Raw genomic sequence first — 25,436 nt, 5'->3', positions numbered from 1 at the left:
ACAGGACCACCTCGGGCGGGTACGGCAGCGCGTGGGAGAGCCTGTCGATCAGCAGCTCGCGCACCAGGTCGTCGCGGGCGACACCGCCGACGAGCGCGGGCAATCGGCCCGGCCCGCCGCCGGCTGCGCCTCACCTTGCCCACCGACGCGCTGGTCATGGGCATGATCGGCGCCGCCGCGAGCGTGGCCGTGTGAGAGTGCATCCGAGCCGCTGTGCCGCCTTGATCACCCGGAGCAGGGTGATGGTGTCCCGGGCGATGCCGCCGTCGCCGCACGGGGCCTGCCCGGGCGTCCTGGGCGGGGGCCGCGAGCGGCACCCCGACAACGGCTTCGCCTCGGGGCGGTCCATCACGATCTGACGCCGAGGCCATTGAGGACGACGTCGAGGAACTGCATGAAGGCGACCTGCAGGTCGAACGGTGGCTCCTCGTCGGTGCCCTCGCACCAGTCGTAGAGCAGGCCGAAGTAGCTGCTGTAGAGGACGGTCGCGATGCGGTCGGGGTCGACCGCCGCCGCCAGCTCACCGCGGTCGGCGGCCGCTCTGATCAGGTCCGCGAAGATGTCGATCAGTGCGTGAGGGTCGACGTCGAACGGCCCGCCGCACTCGCGCCATCCCATGAGCATCCGGCGGGTCAGTGCGCGGTCCTCGACGTTGAGCTTCGCCAGCTCGTCGAAGTAGTGGCGCAGCACCACGGGGAGTTGGGGCTCGGCGAGCACGCTCTTGGACAGACGCTCGTGGACTCGGTTGCGCCGGCGGTCGCCCCACTCCCGGATGAAGTCGCGCTTGCGCGGGTAGTGATTGAACGCGGTCTTGCGTGCGACATCAGCGCGATCGGCGATGTCGTCGACGGACGTGGAGCTGAAGTCCGACTCGAGAAAGAGCTCGCGGGCGGCCTCGTAGATGGCGTCGTGCACCTGCCGCCAACGACGCTGGCGACGATCCTGCGGGACGTCGAGCGTCGCGTCTCCTGCCATGCCCTCGGCCTTTCACTCGGATGCAACGTTCAATCGAAGTGTAAACATGCGGCCACCTGTCAAGCGACGCTGAGGCCGATTGTTACGGCGAAACAGTCCCGAAACGACCCTTGACAAGCTGTGAGCGCAGCCACAACTATACATGCACTCGGGTGTAACGACACTTCCCAGTGCAGATTGAGAGCCGGACATGCGAGTTGTACGGGTTCCCGGACGAGCGGACAGCGGCGAGGGCGATGACCGCGTCGGTGTCGTCCTCGACGAGGGGCTGCGTCTCCTTCCCCGCGGCGCGTCGGTGGTGGACAGCCTCGTCGCGCTCGGCGCCGACGCCTCGGCCGCGGCGCTCTCGGACGCCGAGCCGTCTTCGCAGCGTGAGTACCTCGCGCCGTTGGCCGGAGCGGTGAGCCTTCGCGACTGCGTCGGATTCCTCGACCACGTCCGTAACGCGCGGCTTGCCCGTGGGGTCAGCGAACCGCTGCCCCCGGCCTGGGCCGTACGACCCGCGTTCTACTTCGCCAACCCCCGGTCCCTGCTTTCCGCGACCGCCCCGGTGGCGCTCCCGCCCGGCACGGAGGCCTTCGACCTCGAGCTCGAGGTCGCAGCGGTGATCGGCCGGCCCGGCCGCGACTTGACGCCTGACCAGGCGGCCGGGTGCATCGCCGGCTACGTGCTCTATTGCGACTGGAGCGCGCGCGATGTGCAGTCGGAGGAGCGGACGATGCAGATCGGTCAGGGGAAGGCCAAGGACTCCGCAGTCTCTCTGGGGCCGTGGATCCTCACCGCCGACGAGGCGGCCGGTCTGCGCCGGCGAGACGGGCTCGACATCGAGGTCAGTGTCCACATCAACGACGAGCTCCTGATCGGCACCCGGTTCCTCGGCATGGACTGGTCCTTCGAGGAACTGGTCGCCTACGCGTCCGTTGGCGCGGACGTCCTGCCTGGTGACGTCGTCGCCTCCGGAACCGTTCCGTGGGGCTGCCTCATGGAGCACTCGGCCAAGCCGGACTTCCGGGGCTGGCTGCGGGCCGGGGAGCGGGTGCGCCTGGATGCCGGACCACTCGGCCGGATCGAGACGACCATCGCACCGGCGCCGCCTCTGGCGTCCTGGCGGCAAAGCCGTCTCGACGCCCGGTCCCTGAGCGTTCCTGCGTGAGAGGCACGACCGACTCCGTCGGACCGGGCGGGCAACCACAACCATTCGCTAGGAGACACCGTTGAGCAGAAGCACCGTCTACCGCGGCGCGCAGGTCCTCGTCGGCGACCCGCGCCTTCGCGACGTCCGCCGCGTCGACGTCGAGGTCCGCGACGGCCTGATCGTCGGACTGGGGCCGGACCTCGATGCATCGGACGCCGAGTCGGTCGATGTCTCGTGGGCGTGGATCATGCCTGGCCTGGTCGACACCCACCATCACCTGTGGCAGTCGACGATGCGTGCGTTCACCTCGGACTTCACGCTCGACGACTACTTCTGGACCATCCGGCGCAACCACTCGGCGCAGCACCGCGCCGTGGACGTGTACAACGGCACGCTGGGCGGTGCTGTCGGGCTGCTGGAGGCCGGCACCACGTGTACGGTCGACTTCTCTCACTGCATCCTGACCCCCGAGCATGCCGACGCCGGCGTCGCCGGCTTCCAGACGGCCGGGATCCGCGGGGTATGGTGCTACGGCTTCTACCACCAGCCCATGGACGACCCGTGGTTCAAGAGTCCGGAAGAACGTCACGCGGATGCCCGTCGGGTGCGGGCCACCCACTTCGCGGACGACAGCAGCCGAGTCCGGTTCGGGGTCTCGCCGACGGAGATGGTGCGCGTTCCCTTCGAGCAGATCGCCATGGAGATCCGGGTCGGCCGGGAGCTGGACGCCCTGATTCACCCGCACACCAACACCCGCTTCCGGCCCGGGTACCCCTCGGACATCCGGCAGTGGTACGAGGCCGGCCTGATCTGGGAGAAGCAGCTGCACTCCCACTGCAACACGGCGGATGCCGACGACCTGAGGATTCTCGCGGATGCGGGTGCGGCGGTCAGCGCGACTCCCGAGACCGAGCTGGGCATGGGCCTGGGACAGTTGATCCTGCGGGCGTCGGACCGGGCGGGAGTGACCACCGGCATCGGTGCGGACATCCAGTCCAACAACAGCCCTGATCTGTTCACCGCCATGCGGATCGCGATCGCGGCGGAGCGTGGCCGCTACCACCAACCTCTGATCGAGGCCGAAGGTACGTCCGCGCTCCACGAGGTCGCCCTTCGTACAGAGGACGTCCTGCACTTCGCGACCCTGGGCGGCGCGCGCGGTCTCGGACTGGGTGACGTCTGCGGCTCGATCGAGGTCGGCAAGGCCGCCGACCTCCTGTTCATCCGGACCGACACGCCGCGCCTGCGAGCGGTGACCGACGTGGTCAACGCGATCGTCATGCACGTGGGTGTCGGGGACATCGACACCGTCATGGTCGGCGGCGAGGTGGTCAAGGAGGGCGGCCGGCTCCGCGAGGACCTTCGCGAGGCGGCCGTGCACGCGCTCGACGAGTCCGGAGCGTGGCTGGACCAGGTCATCCGCAAGGGCGGCGGCTGGCGGCCGGACAAGCCCGAATGGATGGGCACGCCGGACGAGCACCGCCTGTCGAACGCCGGCACCTGATTCCCACGGCTTCCTCGCCGTACGACACCCCGTGCCAGGGCGCGCTGCCGAGCAGCGTGTCCTGGCGAACGCCCCGATACCTCGAACGATCCCGAGGAGAAGCATGTCCATGTCTCGACTGCGCCTGTTTGCCGCTGTGGTGGCACTGGGCGCCGTGCTCGCAGGCTGCGCCGAGGCCGATCCGTCGCAGCGCGCCGGGCAAACCACCGACGCCGTACTCGATGAGGCGCGCGCCCTGGTGGCGGCGAACTTCGCCGGAACAGACCGCGACCTGCCGGCGAGTGGTCCGGCCGCCGTGCGGGGAAAGAACGTCGTGGCGCTCGCCTGCTCGGCGACCGCCCCCGGGTGCGCGCTGCCGGCCCAGGGTTTCCTCGACGCCGCCGCCGCGCTCGGGTGGACCGCGAGGCTCGTCGACGGGAAGCTCGACCCGTCGGTCTACAACACCCAGATCCGTGCCGCGGCAACCGCGGGAGCCGACGCCATCGCACTGTTCGGCGTGGACTGCGCGGCTGCCGAGGGCGCCATCCGGTCGGCGCAGGAGGCGGGCACCCTCGTGTTCGCGGGGAACGCGCTGGACTGCAACGACACCTACGCGGGTGGGGGCAAGGCCATCTTCGACGGCAACCTGATCTGGGGCCCCGAAGGCACGGACTACGGCACCTTCCTCGACGAGCACGTGGGTCCGTCGATCGCGGCGTGGGTGATCGCCGCGACCGACGGGAAGGCGAAGATCCTCCAGCTGCGCCAGGACGACAGCGCCACCACACGGCACACCGGTGAATCGGAGTTCAAGGCCCTGAGCAAGTGCGGGGGCTGTGAGGTCAACACCGTGCCCTACACCGGCGCGGACCTTCTCGGAGGCAAACTTCAGGCCAAGCTCAGCGCGGCACTGCAGCGGCATCCCGACGCGGATGTCGTCATGGTCCCGGCCGACGCGGCCATCTCCCTCGGCGTCGGTGCCGCGGTGGAACAGGCGCGGGCCGGTGGCCGGAAGATCCTCCTCGTGGGCCACGAGGGTGTGCCTGCCTCGATCAAGCTCATCAAGAGCGGCCAGCAGTCGTTCGCCCTGGGCCGTCCGTGGCCGTGGACCGGCTGGGCCACCGCCGACGCGATGAACCGTCACTTCGCGGGCGCGAAGCAGGTCGACCCCGGCTTCGGCTTCGGTGCGATGGACGCGGAGCACCTCCCGGGCGGCGACGTGTACGACGGGAACCCGGACTCGGTGGGCTACCAGGACAACTACCGTCGGATCTGGGGAGCTTCGTGACATGGGTACGGGGACTCTTTCCGGGCCGCCCGCTCCCGCGCTCGAGTTCGTAGGAGTCACGAAGACGTTCCCGGGAACGCGTGCGCTCAGCGACGTGTCGTTCGCGGTCCATCCGGGTAGCTTTCACGCACTGGCCGGCGGCAACGGGTCGGGCAAGTCGACCCTGATCAAGATCCTGGCCGGGGTCCATCAGGCCGACCCGGAGGGCGAGGTCCGCTGCGGCGGGTCCTCGTCGGCCGCCGACTCCGTCTCGCCGTCGTGGTCCCACCGGGCTGGGGTGCGGTTCGTCCACCAGGACCTCGGGCTCTTCGACACCATGACGGTGGCCGAGAACCTGTTCGTCGGGCGCAGCTACCCCCGGACGGCCGGCGCCATCGCCTGGGCGGCGATGCGCCGCATGGCTCAGGAGTGCCTCGACCGGCTGCAGGTGCCCGTAGACGCTCGCGCCCTGGTCGGGAGGCTGCGTCCGGCGGAGCAGACTCTGGTGGCCATCGCGCGGTGCCTGTTCGACAGCGACGACGGCGGCGTGTCGCTTCTGGTCCTGGACGAGCCCACGGCTCGGCTGCCTCAGGCCGAGGTCGACGAGCTGCTGAGCAGGCTCGACGGGTACGTCGCGAACGGCCAGAGCATCTTGTACGTCTCCCACCGGCTCGACGAGATCCTGGAGCATGCGGACACCGTCACCGTGCTGCGCGATGGGCGCAACGTAGCGAGCCGGCCTGTGGCCGGCCTGGATCGCGCCCAGCTCACAGCGTTGATCGTGGGGCAACAGCGGGACCTGGTCGAGCAGCGCGAGCGGCGCCCCGTCGATGCGGAGGTCGCGGTCTCCGTGCGTGGCCTCACGGGTGGCCCCCTGCGCGGGGTCGACCTGGAGGTGCGGCGCGGCGAGATCGTGGCCGTCGCCGGTCTGGTGGGCAGCGGGCGTACGTCGCTCGTCGAAACCATCTTCGGCGTGCACCCGGCTGCCGAGGGCAGGGTCGAGGTCAATGGTCGGCGGCTGCGCCCGGGCAGCATCCCGGATGCGGTGGCCGCGGGCCTCGCGTACGTGCCCGAGGAGAGGGCCAAGCACGCGGCGTTCACGAACCTCGGCCTGGAGATGAACCTGTCCGCGGCCAACCTGCGCACCTACCGCCGCGGCTGGCTGCGGCGTGGGCCGGAGCTCGCGGACGCTGCCGAGGACATCAAGCGGTACTCCATCCGTGCCTCAGGGCTACGCGCCGCCCTCGGCCAGCTGTCGGGGGGAAACCAGCAGAAGGCGATCCTCGCCCGCTGGCTGCGGATCCGTCCCGCTGTGCTGCTGCTCGACGAGCCCACGCAGGGCGTGGACGTCGGCGCGCGGGCAGAGATTTACGCCCAGATCGAGAAGGCGGTCGACGAAGGTACCTCGGTGCTGCTCGTCACGTCGGATCTTGACGAACTGTTGCACCTCGCCGACCGGGTGGTCGTGCTCGCCAACGGCCGCGTCACCGACACCGCCCGGCAGCGGGACGTCACCCGGGAATGGGTGGCCACCCGCATGTTCGACGCTGCTCAGGAGACCTCATGACACTCAGCCCCGATACCCGTGAGGACAAGGTCCAGGCTGTGCACGACGACGCGCCCACCCCGGCGAACCGGTCACGACGAATCACCGCTCGGCCGCTCGAGTTGGTGGAGCGGTTCGGGCTGGTGCTGCTCCTCGGCGGCATCGTCCTCTTCTTCTGCCTGTGGTCCCGGACGTCCGACGTCTTCCCGACCGTCGCCAACGCCCGCAACATCGCGGCCAACGAGTCCGTCCTCGTGATCGCCGCATTGGCCGCGCTCATTCCCCTCGTCGCCGAGCGGTTCGACCTCTCCGTGGGTGCGGTGGTCGCGACCACCTCGATCGCGACCGCGAAGATGGCCACCGAGTGGGAACTGCCGCTCGCCCTGGCGATCGTGGGCGGCGTGCTCGTCGGCACCGCGATCGGCCTGGTCAACGGCTTCCTCATCGCCTATTTCAACGCCAACTCCCTCGTCATCACCCTCGGCATGTCGACCCTGCTGGCCGGCATCGGGGTGCTGTGGGCGGGATATCAGACCCTGCTGGGTGTGCCCCGGCCGCTGCTCGACTTCGGCAACCTCTCGTGGTCGGGCATCCCCCGGCCGGTGTGGCTGCTGGCCGTCACCGCTCTGGTCGTGGCCTTCATGCTGGGATTCACGCTGTTCGGCCGGCGGCTGCTCGCCATCGGCTCGAACGAGTCCGCGTCGCGGCTCGTGGGCATGCCGGTCGCTCGCACGATCATGCTTGCCTTCGCCTGTTCCGGCGCGGTCGCCGGCGTAGCCGGTGTCCTGCTTCTGGCTCGTACGGGCAGTGCGGCCGCAGGGGTCGGTGCCGGCTACACGCTGCCCGCGCTCGCGGCGATCTTCCTCGGGTCGACGACGATCCGCCCGGGCAGGTTCACGGTGCCGGGCACGCTCGTGGGCGTCTTCTTCATCGCGGTCAGCATCAACGGCCTGACGCTCGCCGGCGCCCAGGACTGGGTCGAGCCGGTCTTCAACGGCGCAGCTGTCGTCCTCGCGGTCTCCGCCGCGGCGGTCATCGCCAAGAAGCGCCGGCGCGGCGCCCGATAGCACCGCCCGACAAGCAAACCATCCTGTCTGAAAGGTTTCGATGAGCATCCAGCACGACAACACTCCCGGTGAGCTGGTCCCTGTGTCCGAGGGAGTGTACGCATGGCTCCAGCCGGACGGGACCTGGTGGATCAACAACGCTGGTCTGGTCGTGGGGGAGGAGCGGGCACTCCTCGTCGACACGTGCACGACGGAGCGGCGTACGCGCCGGCTGCTGGACGCGGCCGACGAAGCTCGTGGTGACAAACCGCTCACCCACGCGGTCAACACCCATCATCACGGTGACCACACGTTCGGCAACTCGCTGCTGCCCGAGTCGACCTGCCTGGTGGGCCACGCTCGGATGCGAGCGGGCTTCCTCGTCGACCGGACGCTCGAGTCCTTCCCGCCGTTCTGGTCGCCGCGGCCGGACTTCGGCGGACTTCGCCGGCGAGCGCCCGACGTCACCTTCGAGTCCCAGCTCACGGTGCATCTCGGCGGGCGGGATGTGCAGCTGGTACACCCCGGCTTCACGGCGCACACCGACGGTGACGTCGTCGCCTGGGTGCCTGACGTGCGGGCCCTGTTCGTCGGTGACCTGCTCTTCCCGGGTCACACACCGATGATCATGGCGGGGGAGCCGTCCGGGGCGATTCGCAGCCTGGACTGGATGGCGTCCTTCGAGGCCGACAAGGTCGTGCCCGGGCACGGACCGGTGCTCGATGCGGGCCAGCTCGGCGCGGTCCTGGCCGACCACGAGCGCTACTACCGCTTCGTCCTGGCCGAGGCCAGGCGCGGTGTCGCGGCCGGCATGCCTCCCCTGGAGGTCGCCCGGACCACGGACCTTGGCGAGTTCAAGGACCTGCTCGACCCGGAGCGGTTCGTACTGAACGTCCACAGCGCCTACGGGGAGCTGACCGGCGCGACGGTGGACCGGTTCGCGGCACTGGCCGACTGCGTCGCCTGGCTGGGCGCCCCGATCCACACGAAGGCGTGAGCGTGACATCCACCAAGCTGCGGGCGTCGGTCACCGAGAGCCTCGCCGCCGTCCTGCACGACGGCGGCACGCTCGCCGTCGGCGGGTTCGGGCTCTGCGGCAACCCGTTCGGACTCATCGAGGCTGTGCGCGATCTCGGCGTGCGAGGGCTGACGGTCGTGTCCAACAACATGGGCGTGGACGGCAAGGGCCTGGGCCTGCTCATCGAGAGCGGCCAGGTCACCAAGGTCGTCGCGTCGTACGTCGGCGAGAACCGCGAGTTCGCCCAGCGCTACCTCGACGGCCGGCTCGAGGTCGAGTTCGTGCCCCAGGGCACCCTCGCGGAGCGACTCCGCGCCGGCGGCGCGGGGATCGCCGCGTTCTACACGCCGACCGGCGTCGGGACGGTGGTGGCCGAGGGCAAGCCGCACGCCGAGTTCGACGGCAAGACCTACATCCTGGAACGCGCCATCGTCACGGACGTCGCCCTGGTCCGGGCCCACATCGCCGACGCCGAGGGCAACCTCGTCTACCGCAAGACGGCGCGCAACTTCAACCTCGCCGTCGCAACCGCCGGGCGCGCCACCTTCGCCGAGGTGGACCGCGTGCACACCGACTACCTCGACCCCGAAACCGTCGGCACCCCGGGCATCTTCGTGGACCACGTGGTGCTGGCGCCCGAGCGGCCACCCGAAATCGAACAGCGGACCGTCAGAGCCCGGCCGAACACGGAAACCGAGGACCACCATGTGGACGCGTGACGAGATGGCGGCCCGCGCCGCCGCGGAGCTGCGCGACGGTGCCTACGTCAACCTGGGCATCGGGATCCCGACCCTGGTCACCAACCACGTGCCGGACAGCGTCCGGGTCACCTTCCACAGCGAGAACGGACTGCTCGGGATGGGTGAGTTCCCGTGGGAGGGCGAGGAGGACGCGGACCTGATCAACGCGGGCAAGCAGACCGTGACTGCGCGACCGGGTGCGAGCTTCTTCGACTCCGCCGCCTCCTTCGCCATGATCCGCGGCGGTCACCTGGACCTCGCCATCCTCGGCGCGATGGAGGTGTCGAGCAGGGGCGACCTGGCCAACTGGACGATCCCGGGCCGACTCGTGAAAGGCATGGGCGGCGCCATGGACCTCGTCGCCGGAGCAAAGCGCGTGCTGGTGCTGACCGACCACCTGGCCAAGGACAGATCGCCGAAGGTGGTCGAGCACTGCTCGCTGCCACTCACCGGTGCCGGAGTCGTCGACCGGGTGATCACCGACCGCGCCGACTTCGACATCCGGGAAGGACGCCTGGTGCTGACCGCTTTGGCGCCCGCCGTGACGCTGGCTGAGCTCAAGGCGATCACCGCCCCCTTCGAGACCGACATCAACCTCCCCCGAGCCACAGGAGGCGATCGATGACAACGTCGATGCCCGCAGACGTGCTCATCACGGGCTGGGCGCACTCGAAGTTCGGCAAGCTTGAGGAGGGGATCGAGTCGCTCGTGGTGAGCGTGGCGGTCGAGGCGATCGCCTCAGCCGGGCTCGAACCCGAGCAGATCGACGCCATCTACTACGGCCAGTTCAACGCGGGCATGCACCCGCTGGCGTTCGGGTCGTCGCTGGCGCTGCAGGCCGGTGACGGGCTGTGGGGGAAACCGGCGACCCGGGTGGAGAACGCGTGCGCGTCCGGCGCGGCCGCGGTCCACCAGGGAATCCTGGCGCTGCGCGCCGCCGCGGCCCGCAACGTCCTGGTGATCGGTGCCGAGAAGATGACCCATGCCGGTGCGGAGCTGGTGGGCGCGTGCCTGCTCGGCGCGGACTACGACACGGCGGGCGGCACCTCGTCGACGGGCTTCGCCGGACTGTTCGCGAAGGTCGCCGACGAGTACTCGCTGAGGTTCGGCGACTGTTCCGACACGCTCGGTACGATCGCGGCCAAGAGCCACCACAACGCGCTCGACAACCCCTACGCGCACCTGCGCAAGCCGCTCGACGAGGCGTTCTGCCGAACCGAGTCGGCCGCCAACCCACGGGTCGTGGGCATCCTGCGCCGGACCGACTGCTCACCGGTCTCGGACGGCGCGGCCGCCGTCGTACTCGGTCGCGAGCGCTCGCCGGCGGCGCGCCATCCCGCGGTGCGCTTCCTCGGCGTAGGGCAGGCCAACGACTACCTGCCCGCCGACAGGCGTGACCCCGTCGCGTTCGCCGCGAGCCGGGTGGCCTGGAACCGGGCGATGGCGATGGCCGAACTTGAGACCGGGGACCTGTCGTTCCTCGAGGTGCACGACTGCTTCACCATCGCCGAACTGGTGCTCTACGAGACCCTGGGGCTCGCGGCTCCCGGGGCGGGTGCCCGGCTCCTCGACGACGGCGTCGTGTTCCGCGACGGGGCACTGCCCGTCAACCCCTCGGGCGGGCTGAAGTCCAAGGGACACCCGGTCGGTGCCACGGGCGTCAGCCAGCATGTGCTGGCCGCCATGCAGCTCAGTGGTACCGCCGGCGCGCTCCAGCTCGGTCGGGCCAGCCGTGCGGCGGTGCACAACATGGGCGGGCTCGCGGTCGCCAACTATGTGAGTGTCTTGGAGGCGGTGTGACCATGGCACCGGCAAGCCGACGTCCTCTGGACGGCGTCACGGTGGTCTCGATCGAGCAGGCAGTCGCCGCGCCGCTCGCCACCCGTCACCTCGCCGACCTCGGGGCGCGCGTGATCAAGATCGAGCGGCCCGGCGCGGGCGACTTCGCGCGCGCGTACGACGAGACGGTCGAGGGGCTCTCCAGCCACTTCGTGTGGCTCAACCGCAGCAAGGAGTCCGTGGTCCTCGACCTGAAATCCGAGGCCGGCCAGCGGGCGATCCAGGCGCTCGTGGCCCGCGCGGACGTGTTCGTGCACAACATCGCTCCCGAGGCCGCCGCGCGGCTGGGGCTCGACGCCGCCACGCTCCGCTCGACGTACCCCGGCCTGGTGCACGTGTCCGTCTCGGGCTTCGGCCCGAACGGTCCGTACTCGAACAAGAAGGCCTACGACCTGCTCATCCAGTGCGAGGCGGGTCTGGTGTCCATCACCGGGACGCCCGAGACGCCCAGCAAGGTCGGCATCCCGGTCGCCGACATCGCGGCCGGGATGTACGCCTACGCGGGCACGCTCGCATCCCTTGTCCGCCGCGGGCTCACGGGTGAGGGCGCGACGGTCGAAGTGTCGATGCTCGAGGCGCTGGCCGAGTGGATGGGATTTCCCCTCAACTTCACCATGTACGGCGGAGTCGCCCCGTCCCGCACAGGGGCGTCGCACGCCGCCATCGCGCCGTACGGGCCGTTCCAGTGCGCTGACGAGCAGGTGTTCTTCGGGGTCCAGAACGAGCGGGAGTGGTCCTCGTTCTGCCAGAACGTGTTGGGCGACTCCGCCCTTGCCGACGACGTGCGATTCGCGGCGAACATGCGGCGGGTCGAACACAGAGCGGAGCTGACGAGCGTGATCGAGGAACGGTTCGCCGGTCTCTCGGCGGATGAGGTGACCGCACGCCTCGACGCTGCTGGGGTCGCCAACGCCAGGCTCCGGGAGCTGTCGGGCCTGCTCGAGCATCCCCAGCTCCTGGCTCGTGCGCGGTGGCGCGACGTGGGCTCCCCGGCGGGCATGCTCCGCCAGCTGCTGCCCCCGGCCCTGCCTGACGGGCTAGAGCCGCCACTCGGGCCGATCCCGGCCCTGGGGGAGCACACGGAAATGGTCCTGGCCGAGCTCGGCCTCGACAAGGCCCGCGCATGACCGGAACGGACGCGGACCGGCATGGTCCCCGCGACCATCATCACCTCATCGAGACGGCCCGGTCGTGGCTGTTCGTGCCGGCGTCACGCCCCGCGCTCTTCGACAAGGCCGCCGCCAGCGGCGCGGACGTCGTCATCCTCGACCTGGAGGACGCGGTGGCGAGCCCGCAGAAGGCAGCGGCCCGCAACCACGCGGTCGACTGGATCGCCGGTGGCAACACCGCCGCGGTACGGATCAACGCCGCGGACAGCTCGCAGCATCTCGACGACGTGGACGCACTCGTCGGGCTCACAGCGCTCGCGGCGGTGATCGTACCGATGGCGGCTTCGAGCGACGTCCTGCGTTCGCTTCACGAACGCCTCGGACCTGAGGTGGCGCTCGTGCCGCAGGTCGAGACCGCCACTGGTCTCGTCGGAGTCCATGACCTTGCCAAAGCCCGCGGAGTCGTACGCATGGCGTTCGGCCACCTCGACTTCGCCTTCGACGTCGACGCCTCGCCGAGCAGCCAGGCCATGACCCTGGCACGGTCGACCCTCGTTCTCGCGTCCCGCGCGGCCGGTCGGGTGGGACCGATCGACAGCGTGACGACGTCACTGGACAGCGAGACCGACGTCAGCGAGGACGCGACATTTGCGCGGTCGCTCGGCTTCACCGCGAAGCTGTGCATCCATCCCAAGCAGGTGGCGCCGGTCAACCATGCCATGAGCCCCACAGCTGACGACGTGGCCTGGGCGTCGGAGGTGGTGAACCGCGCGTCGTCCGGCGCCGCTATACGGATTCGCGGACAGATGATCGACCGGCCGGTGCTGGCCAGGGCGCAACGGATCCTGCGAGTCGCCGGGCGCCGCGGTGAGAACCGCGAGTCCGAGTGATTTGTCGCTGTTCACCAGTGATGTTGTCCAAGACTTGAACAATCTCCTGGTAGTTGCGGTTGCGGAGCCGGGCCCACCGTCCGCTCCGGCCTGTGGAAGTTTCGTATCGATCGGCGCCCGCTCCCTTGCAGGCATCGACGCATGGTAATCGAGTGTTGACGCGGTGGCCGGGCCGTTCCTAGGGTCCGGGTCAGGCGGGCCTGAGGTGCTGTCGACCTCGGCGCACGCCGGTCCTCGATCCTGCGTCGGAAGGATGAGAGTCATGGCTGTCTCCGGGCGCTCCGCGGCCCTGGCCATCATCGGGGGTGCGGCGAGCACGGCCGCGCTCGCGCTGCTGATGACACCGGCGATGGCCGGTGGCGCGCCGCCGCAGTCCGCCGCCCCGGCGGCCGCTCTGACGGGCTCGTGCGGCGCCACCGCGCACGTGGACTCGCAGTGGTACGGCGGCGAGATCGTCACCGTCACGATCACCAACACGTCGGCGGCGGCCGCGACGAAGTGGGCCGCGACCTGGACGCTCGCCACCGGCCAGCAGGTCGTGTCGGCGTGGAACGCCACCGTCACCACGATCGGCGGCATCACCACCGCGGCCAGCGCCTCCTACAACGGCGCGCTGGCGCCCGGCGCGTCGACGACCTTCGGCATGCAGCTGTCCGGCCCGGCCGTGGCTCCCACGCCCAGCTGCACGAACGACGCCCCCGGCACGTCCACCGGCGCCGACGTCACGCTCACCGGGGCCGACACCGGCCGCACCCTCACCCTGCAGGTCGGGCAGACCGTCGCCGTGCGACTCGGATCGCAGTACCTGCCGCCCACGGCAGGCGGCACCAACCTCGTGCAGCTCTCGTCGGCCGGCGGCTACCCGAGCGGCCAGCCGGTCGCCGCCCTGTACCGCGCGGTGGTGCCGGGCCCGGTCGACATCACCACCCACACGGACGCCGCCTGCTTGCACGACCCGTTGCCGTGCACCATCCCGATCGCGCTGTGGCAGGTGCACATCAACGTGGCCGACGTGCCGTCCACCGGCCAGACCGTCACCCTCACCCAGATCGACAACACCCGCCTCCTGAGCCTGCACGTCGGCGACCTGCTCGTGGTGCAGCTGCCCAGCATGTACCGGCCGCTGGAGCTGTCCAACCACGGCCTGCTGCTCCTGCGCGACACCACCGGTGGCTACCCCACCGGCCTGCCGCTCACCACCCGCTACACAGCCGCGATCCAGGGCCGGACCGACCTGGGAACGGTCACCGACAACGCCTGCATGCACCAGCCCACCCCGTGCCCGACGCCGGCGGTCCCGTGGACCGTCCATCTCACGGTCACCGCCTGAGCCAGCTCTGATTGCACCCCTTGGCACGGGTTGCCACCTTGCATCGCCCGGCTCATGCGCGGCGCCGGATGCCGGGGCAAGACCCCGCAACGCTGGCAGGTCACCACGACCGTCGACCCGGCCGCGGCGCACCGGCCCGACCTCGTGCAGCGAGACTTCACCGTGGACGCCGCCGCGGTCGACACCCGCTGGTGCGGCGACATCACCTACATCGACACCTGGGAAGGATGGCTCTACCTGGCCACCGTCATCGACCTGGCCTCCCGCCGCGTCGTCGGCTGGGCCACCGCCGACCACCTATGCGCCGACCTCGTCGACGCTGCCTCAACGACGCGCTGCACCGGCGGCCCGCCTCCGGGTTGATCTTCCACTCCGACCGCGGTGTGTTCCCCTCAGTCGCAGTCGTGTCCGCTTTTCGACTTCGATCCGCTCTTCGACTTTGTCTTGCTGCTGCCACCGCTCTTCCCGCCTGGTTTGCCGGCGATGCTCATAGTGATCGTGTCGCAGGCGCCGCCCGAGACGAGGTTGCAGGCGCTGAGGGCCGGCGTGAGCAGCAGGGCCGCGAAGGCGGCGATGATGGCTTTGCGGGTGCGGGTCATGGCGGCTTCCGTCCGTGGTTGGCGCTGTCCTCGGAATGATGCACGGCGTTGTCGATTCCGTAGATCAGGTCTCCGACACACGGATGCGGCGTTGCTCACTCATCCACCCAGCAGGGCGCGGACGGCGCCGTCGACCATGCGGCGCACGGCACACTCGACGGCGACAGCGGGATCGTGATGCCGCGCCCACGGTGACGCTGTGCACGGCAGCGCTGCTGGCCGTCGCGCGGAAGGGGCGCGGGGGCCTGTCCGCTCCCGCGCCCTGACCGTCAGCGTGCCCCTCGGCCGGCCGTCACGCGGCCTTCACGAAGTACTGTGCGGCCGTTCCGTTGCAGTCCCAGATCTGCAGTCGCGCGCCGTCCGCTGTCGAGCCTGACGGGGAGTCCAGGCACTTGTTGGAGTTCGGGTTGCGCAACTGGTTGCCTTCCTGGACCCAGTTCTGTGCGCCGCTGCCGTTGCAGTCCCAGAGCTGCACCTTCGTGCCGTTGGCCGTACCGGCGCCGGCGACGTCCAGGCACCGGCCCAACGTCCGCAGGGTCTGGCCGTCCCGGCTCCACTGCTGGTCCTTCGAAACGGCAGACCCCTGGCACGTCCACAGCTGCACGGCCGCGCCATTGCCGCCCGTGTCGTTTCCGGCCACGTCCACGCACTTGCCGCCCGGCCCGTTGATCTGCGTCGCGGGTCCGCCCGGCGTCGTGCCGCCGTCCTGGTAGTAGCGCACGTAGTCGATCGATGCGGTGAGCGGGAACTGGCCCTGCACAGGGTTCTGTCCGGGGTACGTGCCGCCCAACGCCAGGTTGAAGATGACATGGAACGGCTTGCGGAACTCCTCCAGGGTCGCCGGTGTCGTGTCGATCACGTGCGTTTGCACACCGTCGATGTACCAGCGGATCTGTGCGGCCGTCCACTCGATCGCATAGACGTGGAAGGCCGCGGCGTTGTTGACGGCGGGGTTCGCGACGTAGTTGGCGTTCTGACCCGCCGTCCACGGGAACACGCCGGTCCGCAGGTCCCAGAAGATGTTGTTCGTCACGGTCGCGTTCGCGTTCGCGTGTTCCATGATGTCGACCTCGCCGCAACTGGCCCAGTTGGTGGGCAGGCGGTCGTAGTACGTCTGCGCCGGGTTGTAGGCGCTCGTGGACGTCTCGTCGCACGCGTCGCCAAGCATCCAGAACGCCGGCCACGAGCCGGTGGCGGTCGGGAGCGCCATGCGCGCCTCGATGCGGCCGTACTGGAACGACTTCTTCGTGTCCGTCGTCATGCGGCACGACGTCTGGTAGAAGTTGCGGCCGTTGACCGTGATGGGCGTCGTGAGCCAGTTGGCGCGCATCACGAGGTTGCCGCCGGACTGCGTGCAGTTCTCGGGCCGGTACCACTCCCACTCGCCGTTGCCCCAGCCGTCGAAGGCATTGAGACCGGGGTTGAGGCCGTTACCGACGTTGTAGTTCCAGTTGGCGCTGCTGGGCGCGCCGGACCCGTTGAACTCGTCGGCCCACACGAGGTTCCACGCGGCGTGCGCGGGCTGCTGCTGGACGACCACGCTGCCGACGAGCGCAGTGACGGCCGCGGTGAGGAGCGCCACGAGGCGCCGGCGACGGGGCGTGCGGGGTGTGTGTTCCTGTTGAATCTCCACAGCGAATGTGCCCTTCTCGAGCAGGGGCGGAGATGGCGCGATTGGCGGAATCGCACCTGTTCATGCCCTCACGTGGCGGATGTGAGAGCGCTCTCAGCATCGTGATTGGCGGCAAACCTTGTTGTCAACAACCTGTCATGCCCAAGTAGCGAAATTCGTGCAAGACCCGACAAAAGCGCACAATGCGCGGCGTCCTGGCACGTGCCTGGTCGAAGTGTTCGGCCATCGAGATATCCATTGAGGAGTTGCGTCACGTCCGTTTCGTAGTCGCTCGCCGGAATCTCGCCGATGGTGCCGGCGGCGACCCTTCGTCGCGTTACCAAACCTCCACCGTCGGGGGCAGCGGCGTTGACGTCGGCTGTTTACGATCTTGCCCGTGCGTCGACCCCTCCTCCTCGCGGTGCCCCTGCTCGCCCTCGCGGCGGGCTGCTCACCCGATTCGTCCCCGTCCACCAAGACCAGCCCGAGCGTCACGGCGAGCCCCTCGCCGGCCGGGCCTGACTACGCCGCCTGGGCGGCCGGGCGGTCCGCGCCGGTCGTCGACCCGCTCTACCCGGCGTACGGCAACGCCGGGGTGGACGTGCTGCACTACGGGCTCGAGCTGGCGTGGGCGCCGGACACGAAGGTGCTCACCGGGCAGGCGACGATCCGGCTGCGGGCAGCGACCGACCTGCGGGACGTGCGGCTGGACTTCTCGGCGGCGTACACGATCGACGGGGTCACGCTGAACGGGGCGGCGGTCACGGGTACCGTCGCCGACAACGACCTCACGGTGCCCGGCACCATCGCGAAGGACGCGTTCGCGACCCTGGTCGTGAAGTATCACGGGACGCCGGCCACGGTGCCGATGCCGTCGCACCGGACCGACACCGAGCCGCTCGGCCTGACGGTGACCAAGGACGGCGGGCTGTGGACGATGCAGGAGCCGTACGGCGCGTCGACCTGGTATCCGGCCAACGACCAGCCGTCGGACAAAGCGCTCTATGACATCGCCGTCACCGTGCCCGACGGGTGGTCGGCGGTGGCGACCGGGGCGGCGAAGCCGCAGGAGGGCACCACGTTCCGGTACACGGCCGCAGACCCGGTCGCGGCGTACCTGACGACCCTTGCCGTCGGCAAGTATCAGAAGGAGACGGCGGAGGGGCCGCGCGGGATCCCGCTCACCTACTGGTTCCGGCCCGGCACCGACGACAAGGTGCTCCCGTCGCTGCGCAAGGCGCCGCAGCAGCTCGCGTGGCTGGAGCAGAAGTTCGGGCCGTACCCGTTCGCCAGCGCCGGTGTCGTCATGGTGCCGTCGGCGTCCGGCATGGAGACCCAGCAAATGATCACCATGGGCACGCCGGACTACGGCACGACGAAGCCCGCCGAGGTCGCGAAGTACTTCGAGGACGACCTGCTGCACGAGTACGCCCACCAGTGGTTCGGCGACTCGGTCGGGCCGACCAGCTGGAAGGACCTGTGGCTCAACGAAGGCTGGGCGACCTACGCTCAGCACCTGTACTCCAACGAGCGCGACAAGGTCAGCGCGAAGCAGTGGGAGGACTGGGCCCGCGGCGTCGACGCGCGGCTCCGCAGCCGGCTCGGCCCGCCCGGCAACCCGAAGGCGGAGAACTTCGCGGAGAGCAACGTCTACATGTGTCCGGCGCTGATGCTGCACCAGATCCACAAGCAGCTCGGCGACGACGCGTTCTTCGCCCTGGCCCGCGAGTGGGCGCAGCAGCACCGCGGCACGGCCCAGGACCGGGCCTCGTTCATCGCGTTCGTCAACAAGCAGACCGGCAAGGACTTCACCGCGCTGATCAACACCTGGCTCGACTCGCCGACCACCCCGAAGTAGCCAGGGCACGCTCAGCCGCCGCCGGGTCGCAGAGCGGCCCGCCGGGTCATCACCACCGGCGGGCCGCCGTCGAAGCGCCGCGGCCAGTCGGTGCGCGACTCCTCGGGGAGCTCCGGCCGCTGCGGGTCAACCCGATCCGCTCCGTCAGCAGCAGCGTCTGCCCTGCGGTGAACCGCTGCGCGACGTCGCACTGGAGCCGGTGGCAGTACCGGGTGGAGGCGCGCCAGGACCGCACGTCGATCCGCCGATCCAGCCGGTCGGGTCCAGGTGCTCAGGCGGGGAGCTGTCGTGTCCCTCAGCCTGTTTCTGGACGGCCCGCGTCACGCAGGAACGTCTGCAGTTTCTCGGTGGCGCGCATGGAGGAGTACCAGGGGGTCCGGGTCCTGCTGCTGGTGCGCCCGGCATCGGGGACGACACCAGCAGCAGGACTGCCTGGCTGATTTAGCTGACCAGCTTCCAGGGGCCGTTCTTGTCGCCCGGCTTCTGGTTGCGGGTGTACCACTTCGCCTCGTACACGTGGTTCTGATACGTCACCCGGTCACCGGCGTTGTAGACCCGCGTCGGTGCCCACGCCGCCGGGCCGCCACCCGGCGGCGGCGGGGCGATCTCCTCCCACGGGCCGTTCGGGTCGCCCGGTGCCTGGTTGCGGGTCCACCACATGGCACGCCACTGCTTGCCCTGGTACGTGGCGTACTCGCCGTTGTTGAAGATCCGCGACGCCGTCCACAGCGCGGCGCCGTCCTCGGCCATGGCGATCTCCTGCCACGGGCCGTTCGGGTCGCCGGGCTTCTGGTTCTGCGTCGCCCAGGCCGCCTGGTACACCTTGCCCTGGTAGGTGACCCGGGCGTTGAACTTGTACTGCGTGGTCGCGACCCAGGCCGGCGGCAGGTTCACCGTCACCGCGACGCCGGCCTCGGCCGGCTCGTAGCCGTCGGTGCCGAGGTAGGCCGCGGTCAGGTTGTGGACGCCGCCGGACAGGCCGGCCGGCAGGGTGAAGCTCGCCTTGCCCGCGGCGAGTTCCGCGGTACCGCGCGGCGTCGTGCCCTCGCGCAGCTCGACCTTGCCGGTGACCGGCAGGCCGCCGGCGGCCACGGTGACGTCCACCTTCGCCGCGGTGCCCCAGTCGACCGGCGCGGCCGTCGCCGTCACCTGCGGCTTGGCCTTGACCGTGCGGAAGACCGCCGGCTGGGCCACCGCCGCGCCGCCGTCGGCGCTCGTCGCCGAGACGATCCAGCCGTACGACGTGGCCGGCGCGAGCCCGGACCAGGTGACCGTCGCGGTCCCGTTCGCCGTGACCTCCTGCTGCGCGATCGTGCCGCCCGGCACGTACAGCGCGAGGGAGTCGGTGGCGAACGACGTCTTGCGGGTGGTGAGGTCGACCGGCAGGGTCAGGTTGTCCTCGGCCCCGTTGTACCGCGGCTTCGTCTGGCTGCCGTCGGCCCGGATGTCGTACTCGGTCGCCCCGAAGTTGTTCAGGAACGGCGAGTACGTGTCGATGTGCACCTCGGCCCGGGCGACGTCGAACTGCAGCAGGCGCAGGAAGCTCGCGCCGAACTGGAGGCGGTCGGTGGCCTTGTGGTCCACCGTGCCGTCGCCGTTGACGTCGATGTTGCCGTTCGCGTCGACCCGGCCGGGCCACAGGTCACCGGCGGACACCGTGTAGAACTGGTAGTCCGCCAGCAGTTCCACGACGTCGTGGGTGACCGTGACGCCGACCTTCGACTTCACGTTGGTGCCGACGCCGTGCTCGTGGCCGGCCAGCACCAGGAAGACGTTCGGGTTGGCCTCGACGACCTGCTTGTAGAGCGGCGAGCCGTCCGGCGCCGAGAAGTCCGCGCCGCGGCCGTCCGGGTTGACCGACGGCTTCAGGTAGTCGTGCGACAGCAGGATGCCGTTGCGGTCCTTGTACCGCTTGAACACCGAGTCGGCCCACCTGGCCTCCTGCGGCGTCACGCCGTAGGACAGGCCGACCGCGACGAAGTCCAGGCCGCCGGCGGAGAACAGCACGTAGTTGTTCTGGTTGTCCTTGCCGGGGATGACGCTGCCGTCGGCCGCGACCTGCTCGTCCCAGGCGTGGTACTCGGTGCCCGCCGGCCAGCTCTTGGCGACACCGTAGTACCGGCCGGCGCTGAACGTCTTGCTGAACCGCGAGTCCGGACCGGTCTCGGCGCCCAGCTGGTCGTCGTGGTTGCCGGCGATGACCTGGTTGACCACGCCGTTGTCGTCGAGCACCTTCTGGTACTCCGACGCCGCCGCGAGCTCCCGCTCGACCTGCTCGTTGAGGCCGGGCCGCAGCAGCGTGCCGTCCGGGTTCTTGGCGAGCGGGTCGTAGTAGTCGTTCTCGATGATGTCGCCGGTGTGCGCGGTGTACGCGATCTTGCGTCCCTCGCGGTTGTCGGCGATCCACTGGGTGGTGTTGCGGTACGCCGCGGCCCAGATCGCCTGCTCCTCGGCGGCCATCACGTCGGAGGGCTCGGCGCGGCCGTCCCAGTCGTCGTAGGTGCCGCCGGCCGCGCCCTCACTGAGGTACTGCGTGTCGGTGAAGTGCGCGAGCGCGAAGTCGTACGTGCCCGGGTCCTCGAAGCGGTCCTTGTCCTGCTGTGCCGTCGCGTCGCGGGGCGACAGGTCGTCGGCGAAGGGGTCCTCGCCGGTGACCAGGACGTGGACGGTCCCGCCGTCGCGGTGCTCGGCGCCGACCGGCGCGGCCAGCACCGTGGTGTGGCCGGCCTGCCCGCGGGAGCTGGTGAGCACCGTCCAGCGCTTGGCCGCCGGGTCCCACACGCGCAGCGCCACGACCCGCTCGGGGTCGATGCTGCCCTCCCACCGCAGGATGGGGTCCTGCGCGGTGCCGACGCTCAGGTCGTAGCGCTGGAACACCACGTCACGCCCGGACGGCGTGTCGATCGTCCGGCCGTCGAGCGGCTGGAGCGACGCCAGCTGTACCGCGGCGTCGTGGGCCACGTCGAGCGTGGTCGGCACCGACGTCGCCGTGCCCTGGTAGCCGCCGGTCGGCAGGACCTGGTCGGCCTTGGTGAAGGTCGCCGTGAGCGGCACGCCGGCCGGTCCGGGGATCTTCGCCGACAGCGTGGCGCCGGGCGCGTTGGGGTCCCCGACGGTCGCGGTCAGCTCGGACGGCACGTCCGGGATGCTCGCGCTGGTGAAGTGGATCTCCCGGGTGGCCGTGTTGCCGAGCACGTCGGCCACGGTGACCGCGATCGTGTGCGCACCGGCGGCCAGGCCTCGGCCGATCAGGGCGCCCTGCGCGACGGGCTTGCCGTCGAGCGTGATCACCGGCGTGCCGGCGACCCCGGAGGCGTCCTTGACCTGCACCACGAGCGCGACGGTCGACGTGAGCCGCTGGCCCTGGGCCGGCACGCTGTCGGCCACCTCCGGCGCGGTGTTGTCGACGGTGAACCGCCGGGTCGAGGTCTTGTCGCCGACGACGGCCGTGATGCTGTGCCCGCCGTCGCCGAGCTTGGTGGTGTCGACGTCGGCGCGCCGGCCGAGCGCGGGCAGCGCACCGCCGTTCTCGGCGGTGACGTCGAACAGGACGGTCTTGGCGAGCACGCCGTTGCTGCTGCTGCCGCAGGTGCCGTCGCCGATGTACACGGTCACCGGCTGGCCGGCCGGGTAGCTCGCCGAGCCGATCGTGACGGTGTTCTCGGCGATCTCGCGGCTCAGCAGCGTCGCCTTCGCGTCCGCCGGGGCGAGCTGGAAGTCGCGCAGCGTGAAGTCGTCGTAGTTGTCGCAGCCGCCGGCCTTGGCGCTGCCGTGGTCGCTACCGGCGACGAACTCGACGACGTTGACGCCGGGGACGAGCCACTCGTTCGGGAACGCGAGGTCGGCGACCTCCTTCTCCCAGATGCCGAGGTTCAGCGGGATGCCGTTGATCCGTACGACGTTGTCGAAGCCGCTGTCGGCGCCGTTGCCGCCGACGAACACCCGCAGGTGGGCATCGGTGCCCGCGCCGAGCGTGTCGATCGTGCGGGTGGTGGGGGCGTCGGCCACGTCGAAGTGGAACTCGGCCTCCTTGTTGGCGCCGCAGGTGCCGTCGCCCAGGGCGAGGGAGGCGGCGGTCGTCGCCTCCCTCGTCACCGCGCCGCTCGTGGCGGTGGTGACCAGGTACGTCGGGCCGGCGGTGACCGTCCCGGACGTGCCCAGCGTGAGGCTCACCGACGCCCGGGTGACCCGGAAATCGTCGTGGTTGGCGCACGTGGCCCCGTTGAGGGTGCCGTTGTAGTCGCCGGTCTTGAGCAGGATGGTGTTGTCGCCGGACTTGAGGTACCGGTGCGGCACCTTGAGCGTCGCGGTCTCGGCGCCGGCGACGCCGTAGTCGCCGCCGAGGTCGACCCGGTTGCCGTTGACGAGCAGGTAGTTGTGGTACTTCGCCTCGGCCGAGTTGCCGGCCTCGATGGTCAGCGCGAGCGTCGCGGTGCCGGCCGCGAGGGACTCCGCGTTCTCGGCCGGGCTGCCGTCGATGGCCAGCGACTGCACGCTGCCGGCGCCGGGCGCGCCGGCGAGTGCGGCGATGACCGGCCGGCTGCCGCGCACGAGCGAGCCGTCGGCCGGGGAGATCTTCGGGGCACCGGCGGGCGCGTTGTTCACGGCGACGAGCGCCTGCGCGGTGGCGCCGGACCTCGTGGTCGCGACGACCGTGTGGGCGCCGTTGCCGAGCGTGCTGGTGTCGAGGTCGACGCCCAGGCCGGCGGTCGAGCCGGGCTCGCCGGAGACGACGAACGTCAGGTCCTTCACCAGCAGGTTCTTGGAGCTGCCGCAGGTGCCGTCGCCGAAGCTGTAGCTGAACGCGTTCTGCTCGCCGTCGGCCACGACGCCGAGCAGGCTGAGGGCGAGGCTGCTCAGCGGGAAGTCGTCGTAGTTCGGGCAGCGCAGGCCCTCACCGAACGGCAGCGTCTCCACGCCCACCGCGTTGGCGTTGGTGGTGTCGACCCAGTTCGCGCCGGCGTGCACGGTGACCGTGTTGACGCCCGCGTGCAGCCAGGCGCCGGGGAACTCCAGGGCGCCGCTGCGTCCGCCGGGGATGTCCGGGAAGTAGACCCGGTCCGCCTCGGCGGTGTGGTCGTTGACGGTGATGTAGTTGTGGTAGCGGGCCTCGGTACCGTTGCCGCCCATGTCGAACGCGAAGCGCGCGGTGCCCTTCGTCGGCGTGGCCCCGACGGCCTTGCCATCGACGGTCAGCGCGACGACGGAGTCGTTCTCCACGGTCGGCTCGGCCTCGACCCGGACCCGCCCTTCGAGGGTCTGCCCGTCGCTCAGGTTGAGCACGGGCGCGCCGCCGGTCAGCGGCGGTGCGTTCTCGGCGACGGCGTCCGTGGGCACGGACCCGCCGGCGAGGACGACGGCGAGCGCGATCGAGAGCGCCCGCCGTAGTCGGTGCCTCATGGTTCTCCTTTATGTGACGGTGATGAGGTGCATCGCGGCGAACGCGACGATGCCGGCGCCGAAGACGGTGATGCCGCCGGCGGCGAGGACGGGGGCCACGCGGGCGGCGGCGTGGAGGCGCGGTGTTCTGGTGAGGACGGTGCGGCCGGCGATCGCGAGGACGCCGACGCCGAAGAGGACGACGGCCATGCCGGCGCCGAAGGTGAGCACGAGCAGCAGCGCGAACCCGGCGCGGCCGACGAACAGGCCGGTGGCGAGGACGAGGAACGCGGCCGGTGAGGGGGTGAGCCCGCCGGACATCCCGAGCAGCACCAGCCCGGGCCTCTTCACCTGGCCGTGCCCGTGGTCGTGCTCATGGCCGTGCTCGTGCGCGTCGTGATGATGATGGTGATGACCGTCGCCGTGATGATGGTGATGGTGATGACCGTGCATGTTGCGGCGGATCAGCCAGATGCCGGTGCCGATGACGAGCAGGCCCGCGACCAGTTGGAGCCAGCCGGTCAGCTGCTCCATCCGGACCAGGTCGGACAGCGAGAAGAACGTCCAGGCGACGCCGATGGCGAGCACCGACACGGTGTGCATCGCGGCGACCGTGCCGCCGAGCCAGGCGGCGTCGCGGACCCGGCCGCGGGAGCCCGCGAGGTACGCCGCCGCGAGGCTCTTGCCGTGCCCGGGCCCCAGCGCGTGTCCGGCGCCGGCCAGGAACGCGAACAGGAACGCGAGCGGCGCGATGCCCGGAGCGTTGACGAACTCCTGCAACCGGTCACTCATGCCGGTGCCCTCCTGCGCCGCATCCGACGGCCCACCAGCCAAACGACAGCGATCGCGACCAGCACGCCGGCGACGACCGCGCCGAGCTGGATCGCGGCACTGCTGCCGGACGCGGGCACGGTGGCCGGCGAGTCGCCGAGCGGCCAGTCGTGGGAGTCGGCGCCCTGGCGGTACACCGTCCGCTGCCCGTCGGGCCCGGTTGCCAGGGTCTGGTAGGCCGGGTGCAGGTCGGTCAGCGTCCGCACGGCGACCGACGCGGTCCCGACCGGCCCCGGGCAGGTGTAGTCGATCGTCACGCCCCGCTTGGCGAGGTCGTCGATCGGCTGCAGCACCCCTGGACAGGCCTGACGGTTGGTCTGGACCGTGATCCGTTCGAGAAGGTACTTCGCGAACGCCGGCGCGGGCGCGATCGCCGCCGCGTCCGTGTCGCGGTAGAAGACGGCGCCGTCGAGCATGACCCGGTCCTGCGGCAGGATGCCGAGCGACACCCCGAGCAGCGTCAGGTCGTCGGACCCGCCGACCCGCCACCGCACCCGCACGACGTCGGGCCGGTCGTCGCCGAGGCCGACGGCGACGGTCTGCGGGTCGCCGAACGGGTGCGCCGCCGCCGTCCCGGGAACGGCGAACCCGGCGAGGACCGCGAGCGCCACCAGGCACACCGCTCCCCGCCACTGCCGTCTTCCGCGCATGGCCAAGGCAGTACTCCGAATAGAGGATCTTGGTTCGCGCAGAGTCTTGCCGATCGTTGGCCAGCAGGAGGGAACACCCGGATGAACATTCGGGTCCGGGCAGTTTCGTCACACAACTGTCATGATTCA

20 protein-coding genes are annotated in these 25,436 nt (G+C 70.4%); 14 read left to right on the top strand and 6 right to left on the bottom strand.

The features are described 5' to 3' along the window. Positions 1-348: 348 nt before the first annotated feature. Complete coding sequence (locus ACFY3L_RS25560; protein WP_389328830.1) at positions 349-975, bottom strand: TetR/AcrR family transcriptional regulator; 627 nt, start codon at positions 973-975, stop codon at positions 349-351. 298 nt (positions 976-1,273) lie between these two features. On the opposite strand from ACFY3L_RS25560, the gene ACFY3L_RS25555 reads away from it, so the two are divergent. From ACFY3L_RS25555 to ACFY3L_RS25495, 13 genes are all read left to right on the top strand, one after another. After that, entirely contained in the window at positions 1,274-2,128 is an 855-nt protein-coding gene (locus ACFY3L_RS25555; protein ID WP_389328827.1) for a fumarylacetoacetate hydrolase family protein, read from the top strand. 61 nt (positions 2,129-2,189) lie between these two features. Further along, entirely contained in the window at positions 2,190-3,614 is a 1,425-nt protein-coding gene (locus ACFY3L_RS25550; protein WP_389328824.1) for an amidohydrolase family protein, read from the top strand. Positions 3,615-3,717: 103 nt separating this feature from the next. After that, on the top strand, positions 3,718-4,881 hold the full coding sequence (locus ACFY3L_RS25545) for a sugar ABC transporter substrate-binding protein (protein WP_389328821.1): 1,164 nt from the start codon (positions 3,718-3,720) through the stop codon (positions 4,879-4,881). A 1-nt stretch (position 4,882) separates the two neighbouring features. Next, complete coding sequence (locus ACFY3L_RS25540; RefSeq protein WP_389328818.1) at positions 4,883-6,427, top strand: sugar ABC transporter ATP-binding protein; 1,545 nt, start codon at positions 4,883-4,885, stop codon at positions 6,425-6,427. After that, positions 6,424-7,473 carry an ABC transporter permease gene (locus tag ACFY3L_RS25535; protein WP_389328815.1) on the top strand — a complete coding sequence of 350 codons (1,050 nt, stop codon included), beginning with the start codon at positions 6,424-6,426 and terminating at the stop codon, positions 7,471-7,473. The genes ACFY3L_RS25540 and ACFY3L_RS25535 overlap by 4 nt, the downstream gene beginning before the upstream one ends. Positions 7,474-7,513: 40 nt before the next feature. Next, positions 7,514-8,449 (top strand): MBL fold metallo-hydrolase, encoded by a 936-nt coding sequence (locus ACFY3L_RS25530; protein WP_389328812.1) that lies wholly within the window; start codon positions 7,514-7,516, stop codon positions 8,447-8,449. A 2-nt stretch (positions 8,450-8,451) separates the two neighbouring features. Beyond that, on the top strand, positions 8,452-9,189 hold the full coding sequence (locus tag ACFY3L_RS25525; protein ID WP_389328810.1) for a CoA transferase subunit A: 738 nt from the start codon (positions 8,452-8,454) through the stop codon (positions 9,187-9,189). Beyond that, complete coding sequence (locus ACFY3L_RS25520; protein ID WP_389328807.1) at positions 9,176-9,835, top strand: CoA transferase subunit B; 660 nt, start codon at positions 9,176-9,178, stop codon at positions 9,833-9,835. The genes ACFY3L_RS25525 and ACFY3L_RS25520 overlap by 14 nt, the downstream gene beginning before the upstream one ends. After that, a complete protein-coding gene (locus tag ACFY3L_RS25515; RefSeq protein ID WP_389328804.1) occupies positions 9,832-11,010 on the top strand; it encodes a thiolase domain-containing protein in 1,179 nt (392 codons plus the stop codon). Before ACFY3L_RS25520 ends, ACFY3L_RS25515 begins: the two co-directional genes overlap by 4 nt. A 2-nt stretch (positions 11,011-11,012) precedes the next feature. After that, on the top strand, positions 11,013-12,176 hold the full coding sequence (locus ACFY3L_RS25510; RefSeq protein ID WP_389328801.1) for a CaiB/BaiF CoA transferase family protein: 1,164 nt from the start codon (positions 11,013-11,015) through the stop codon (positions 12,174-12,176). Continuing rightward, positions 12,173-13,048: an HpcH/HpaI aldolase/citrate lyase family protein gene (locus ACFY3L_RS25505; RefSeq protein ID WP_389328798.1), complete on the top strand. Its 876-nt coding sequence runs from the start codon at positions 12,173-12,175 to the stop codon at positions 13,046-13,048. Before ACFY3L_RS25510 ends, ACFY3L_RS25505 begins: the two co-directional genes overlap by 4 nt. 262 nt (positions 13,049-13,310) lie before the next feature. Continuing rightward, the gene (locus ACFY3L_RS25500) at positions 13,311-14,378 is read left to right on the top strand and encodes a cellulose binding domain-containing protein (RefSeq protein ID WP_389328795.1); all 1,068 of its coding nucleotides are present in this window, start codon (positions 13,311-13,313) and stop codon (positions 14,376-14,378) included. Between the two features lie 54 nt (positions 14,379-14,432). Further along, complete coding sequence (locus tag ACFY3L_RS25495; protein WP_389328792.1) at positions 14,433-14,741, top strand: DDE-type integrase/transposase/recombinase; 309 nt, start codon at positions 14,433-14,435, stop codon at positions 14,739-14,741. A 29-nt stretch (positions 14,742-14,770) separates the two neighbouring features. Here the strand turns inward: ACFY3L_RS25495 and ACFY3L_RS25490 are convergent, their stop codons facing one another. Together ACFY3L_RS25490 and ACFY3L_RS25485 are read right to left on the bottom strand one after the other, a co-directional pair. After that, positions 14,771-14,977, bottom strand: coding sequence for a hypothetical protein (locus tag ACFY3L_RS25490; RefSeq protein ID WP_389328789.1), 207 nt, complete (start codon positions 14,975-14,977; stop codon positions 14,771-14,773). A 292-nt stretch (positions 14,978-15,269) separates the two neighbouring features. Next, positions 15,270-16,610 carry a ricin-type beta-trefoil lectin domain protein gene (locus tag ACFY3L_RS25485; RefSeq protein ID WP_389328786.1) on the bottom strand — a complete coding sequence of 447 codons (1,341 nt, stop codon included), beginning with the start codon at positions 16,608-16,610 and terminating at the stop codon, positions 15,270-15,272. Between the two features lie 376 nt (positions 16,611-16,986). Between ACFY3L_RS25485 and ACFY3L_RS25480 the strand changes: the two genes are divergently transcribed. Continuing rightward, positions 16,987-18,447: a M1 family metallopeptidase gene (locus tag ACFY3L_RS25480; RefSeq protein WP_389328783.1), complete on the top strand. Its 1,461-nt coding sequence runs from the start codon at positions 16,987-16,989 to the stop codon at positions 18,445-18,447. 441 nt (positions 18,448-18,888) lie between these two features. Here the strand turns inward: ACFY3L_RS25480 and ACFY3L_RS25475 are convergent, their stop codons facing one another. The 3 genes from ACFY3L_RS25475 to ACFY3L_RS25465 are packed head-to-tail and all read right to left on the bottom strand — an operon-like array spanning position 18,889 to position 25,307. Next, entirely contained in the window at positions 18,889-23,847 is a 4,959-nt protein-coding gene (locus ACFY3L_RS25475; protein WP_389328781.1) for a carbohydrate-binding protein, read from the bottom strand. A gap of 9 nt (positions 23,848-23,856) precedes the next feature. Further along, positions 23,857-24,618 carry a cobalt transporter gene (locus tag ACFY3L_RS25470; RefSeq protein WP_389328778.1) on the bottom strand — a complete coding sequence of 254 codons (762 nt, stop codon included), beginning with the start codon at positions 24,616-24,618 and terminating at the stop codon, positions 23,857-23,859. Further along, positions 24,615-25,307, bottom strand: a complete 693-nt coding sequence (locus tag ACFY3L_RS25465; RefSeq protein ID WP_389328775.1) for a hypothetical protein — start codon at positions 25,305-25,307, stop codon at positions 24,615-24,617. The genes ACFY3L_RS25470 and ACFY3L_RS25465 overlap by 4 nt, the downstream gene beginning before the upstream one ends. Positions 25,308-25,436: the final 129 nt, after the last annotated feature.

Origin of the sequence: Dactylosporangium sp. NPDC000521 (assembly GCF_042898305.1) — a bacterium.
In the GTDB taxonomy this organism is placed as follows: Bacteria; Actinomycetota; Actinomycetes; order Mycobacteriales; family Micromonosporaceae; genus Dactylosporangium.
The sequence above is the reverse complement of the archived record's forward strand: the minus strand, read 5'-3'. Positions and strand labels throughout refer to the sequence as shown.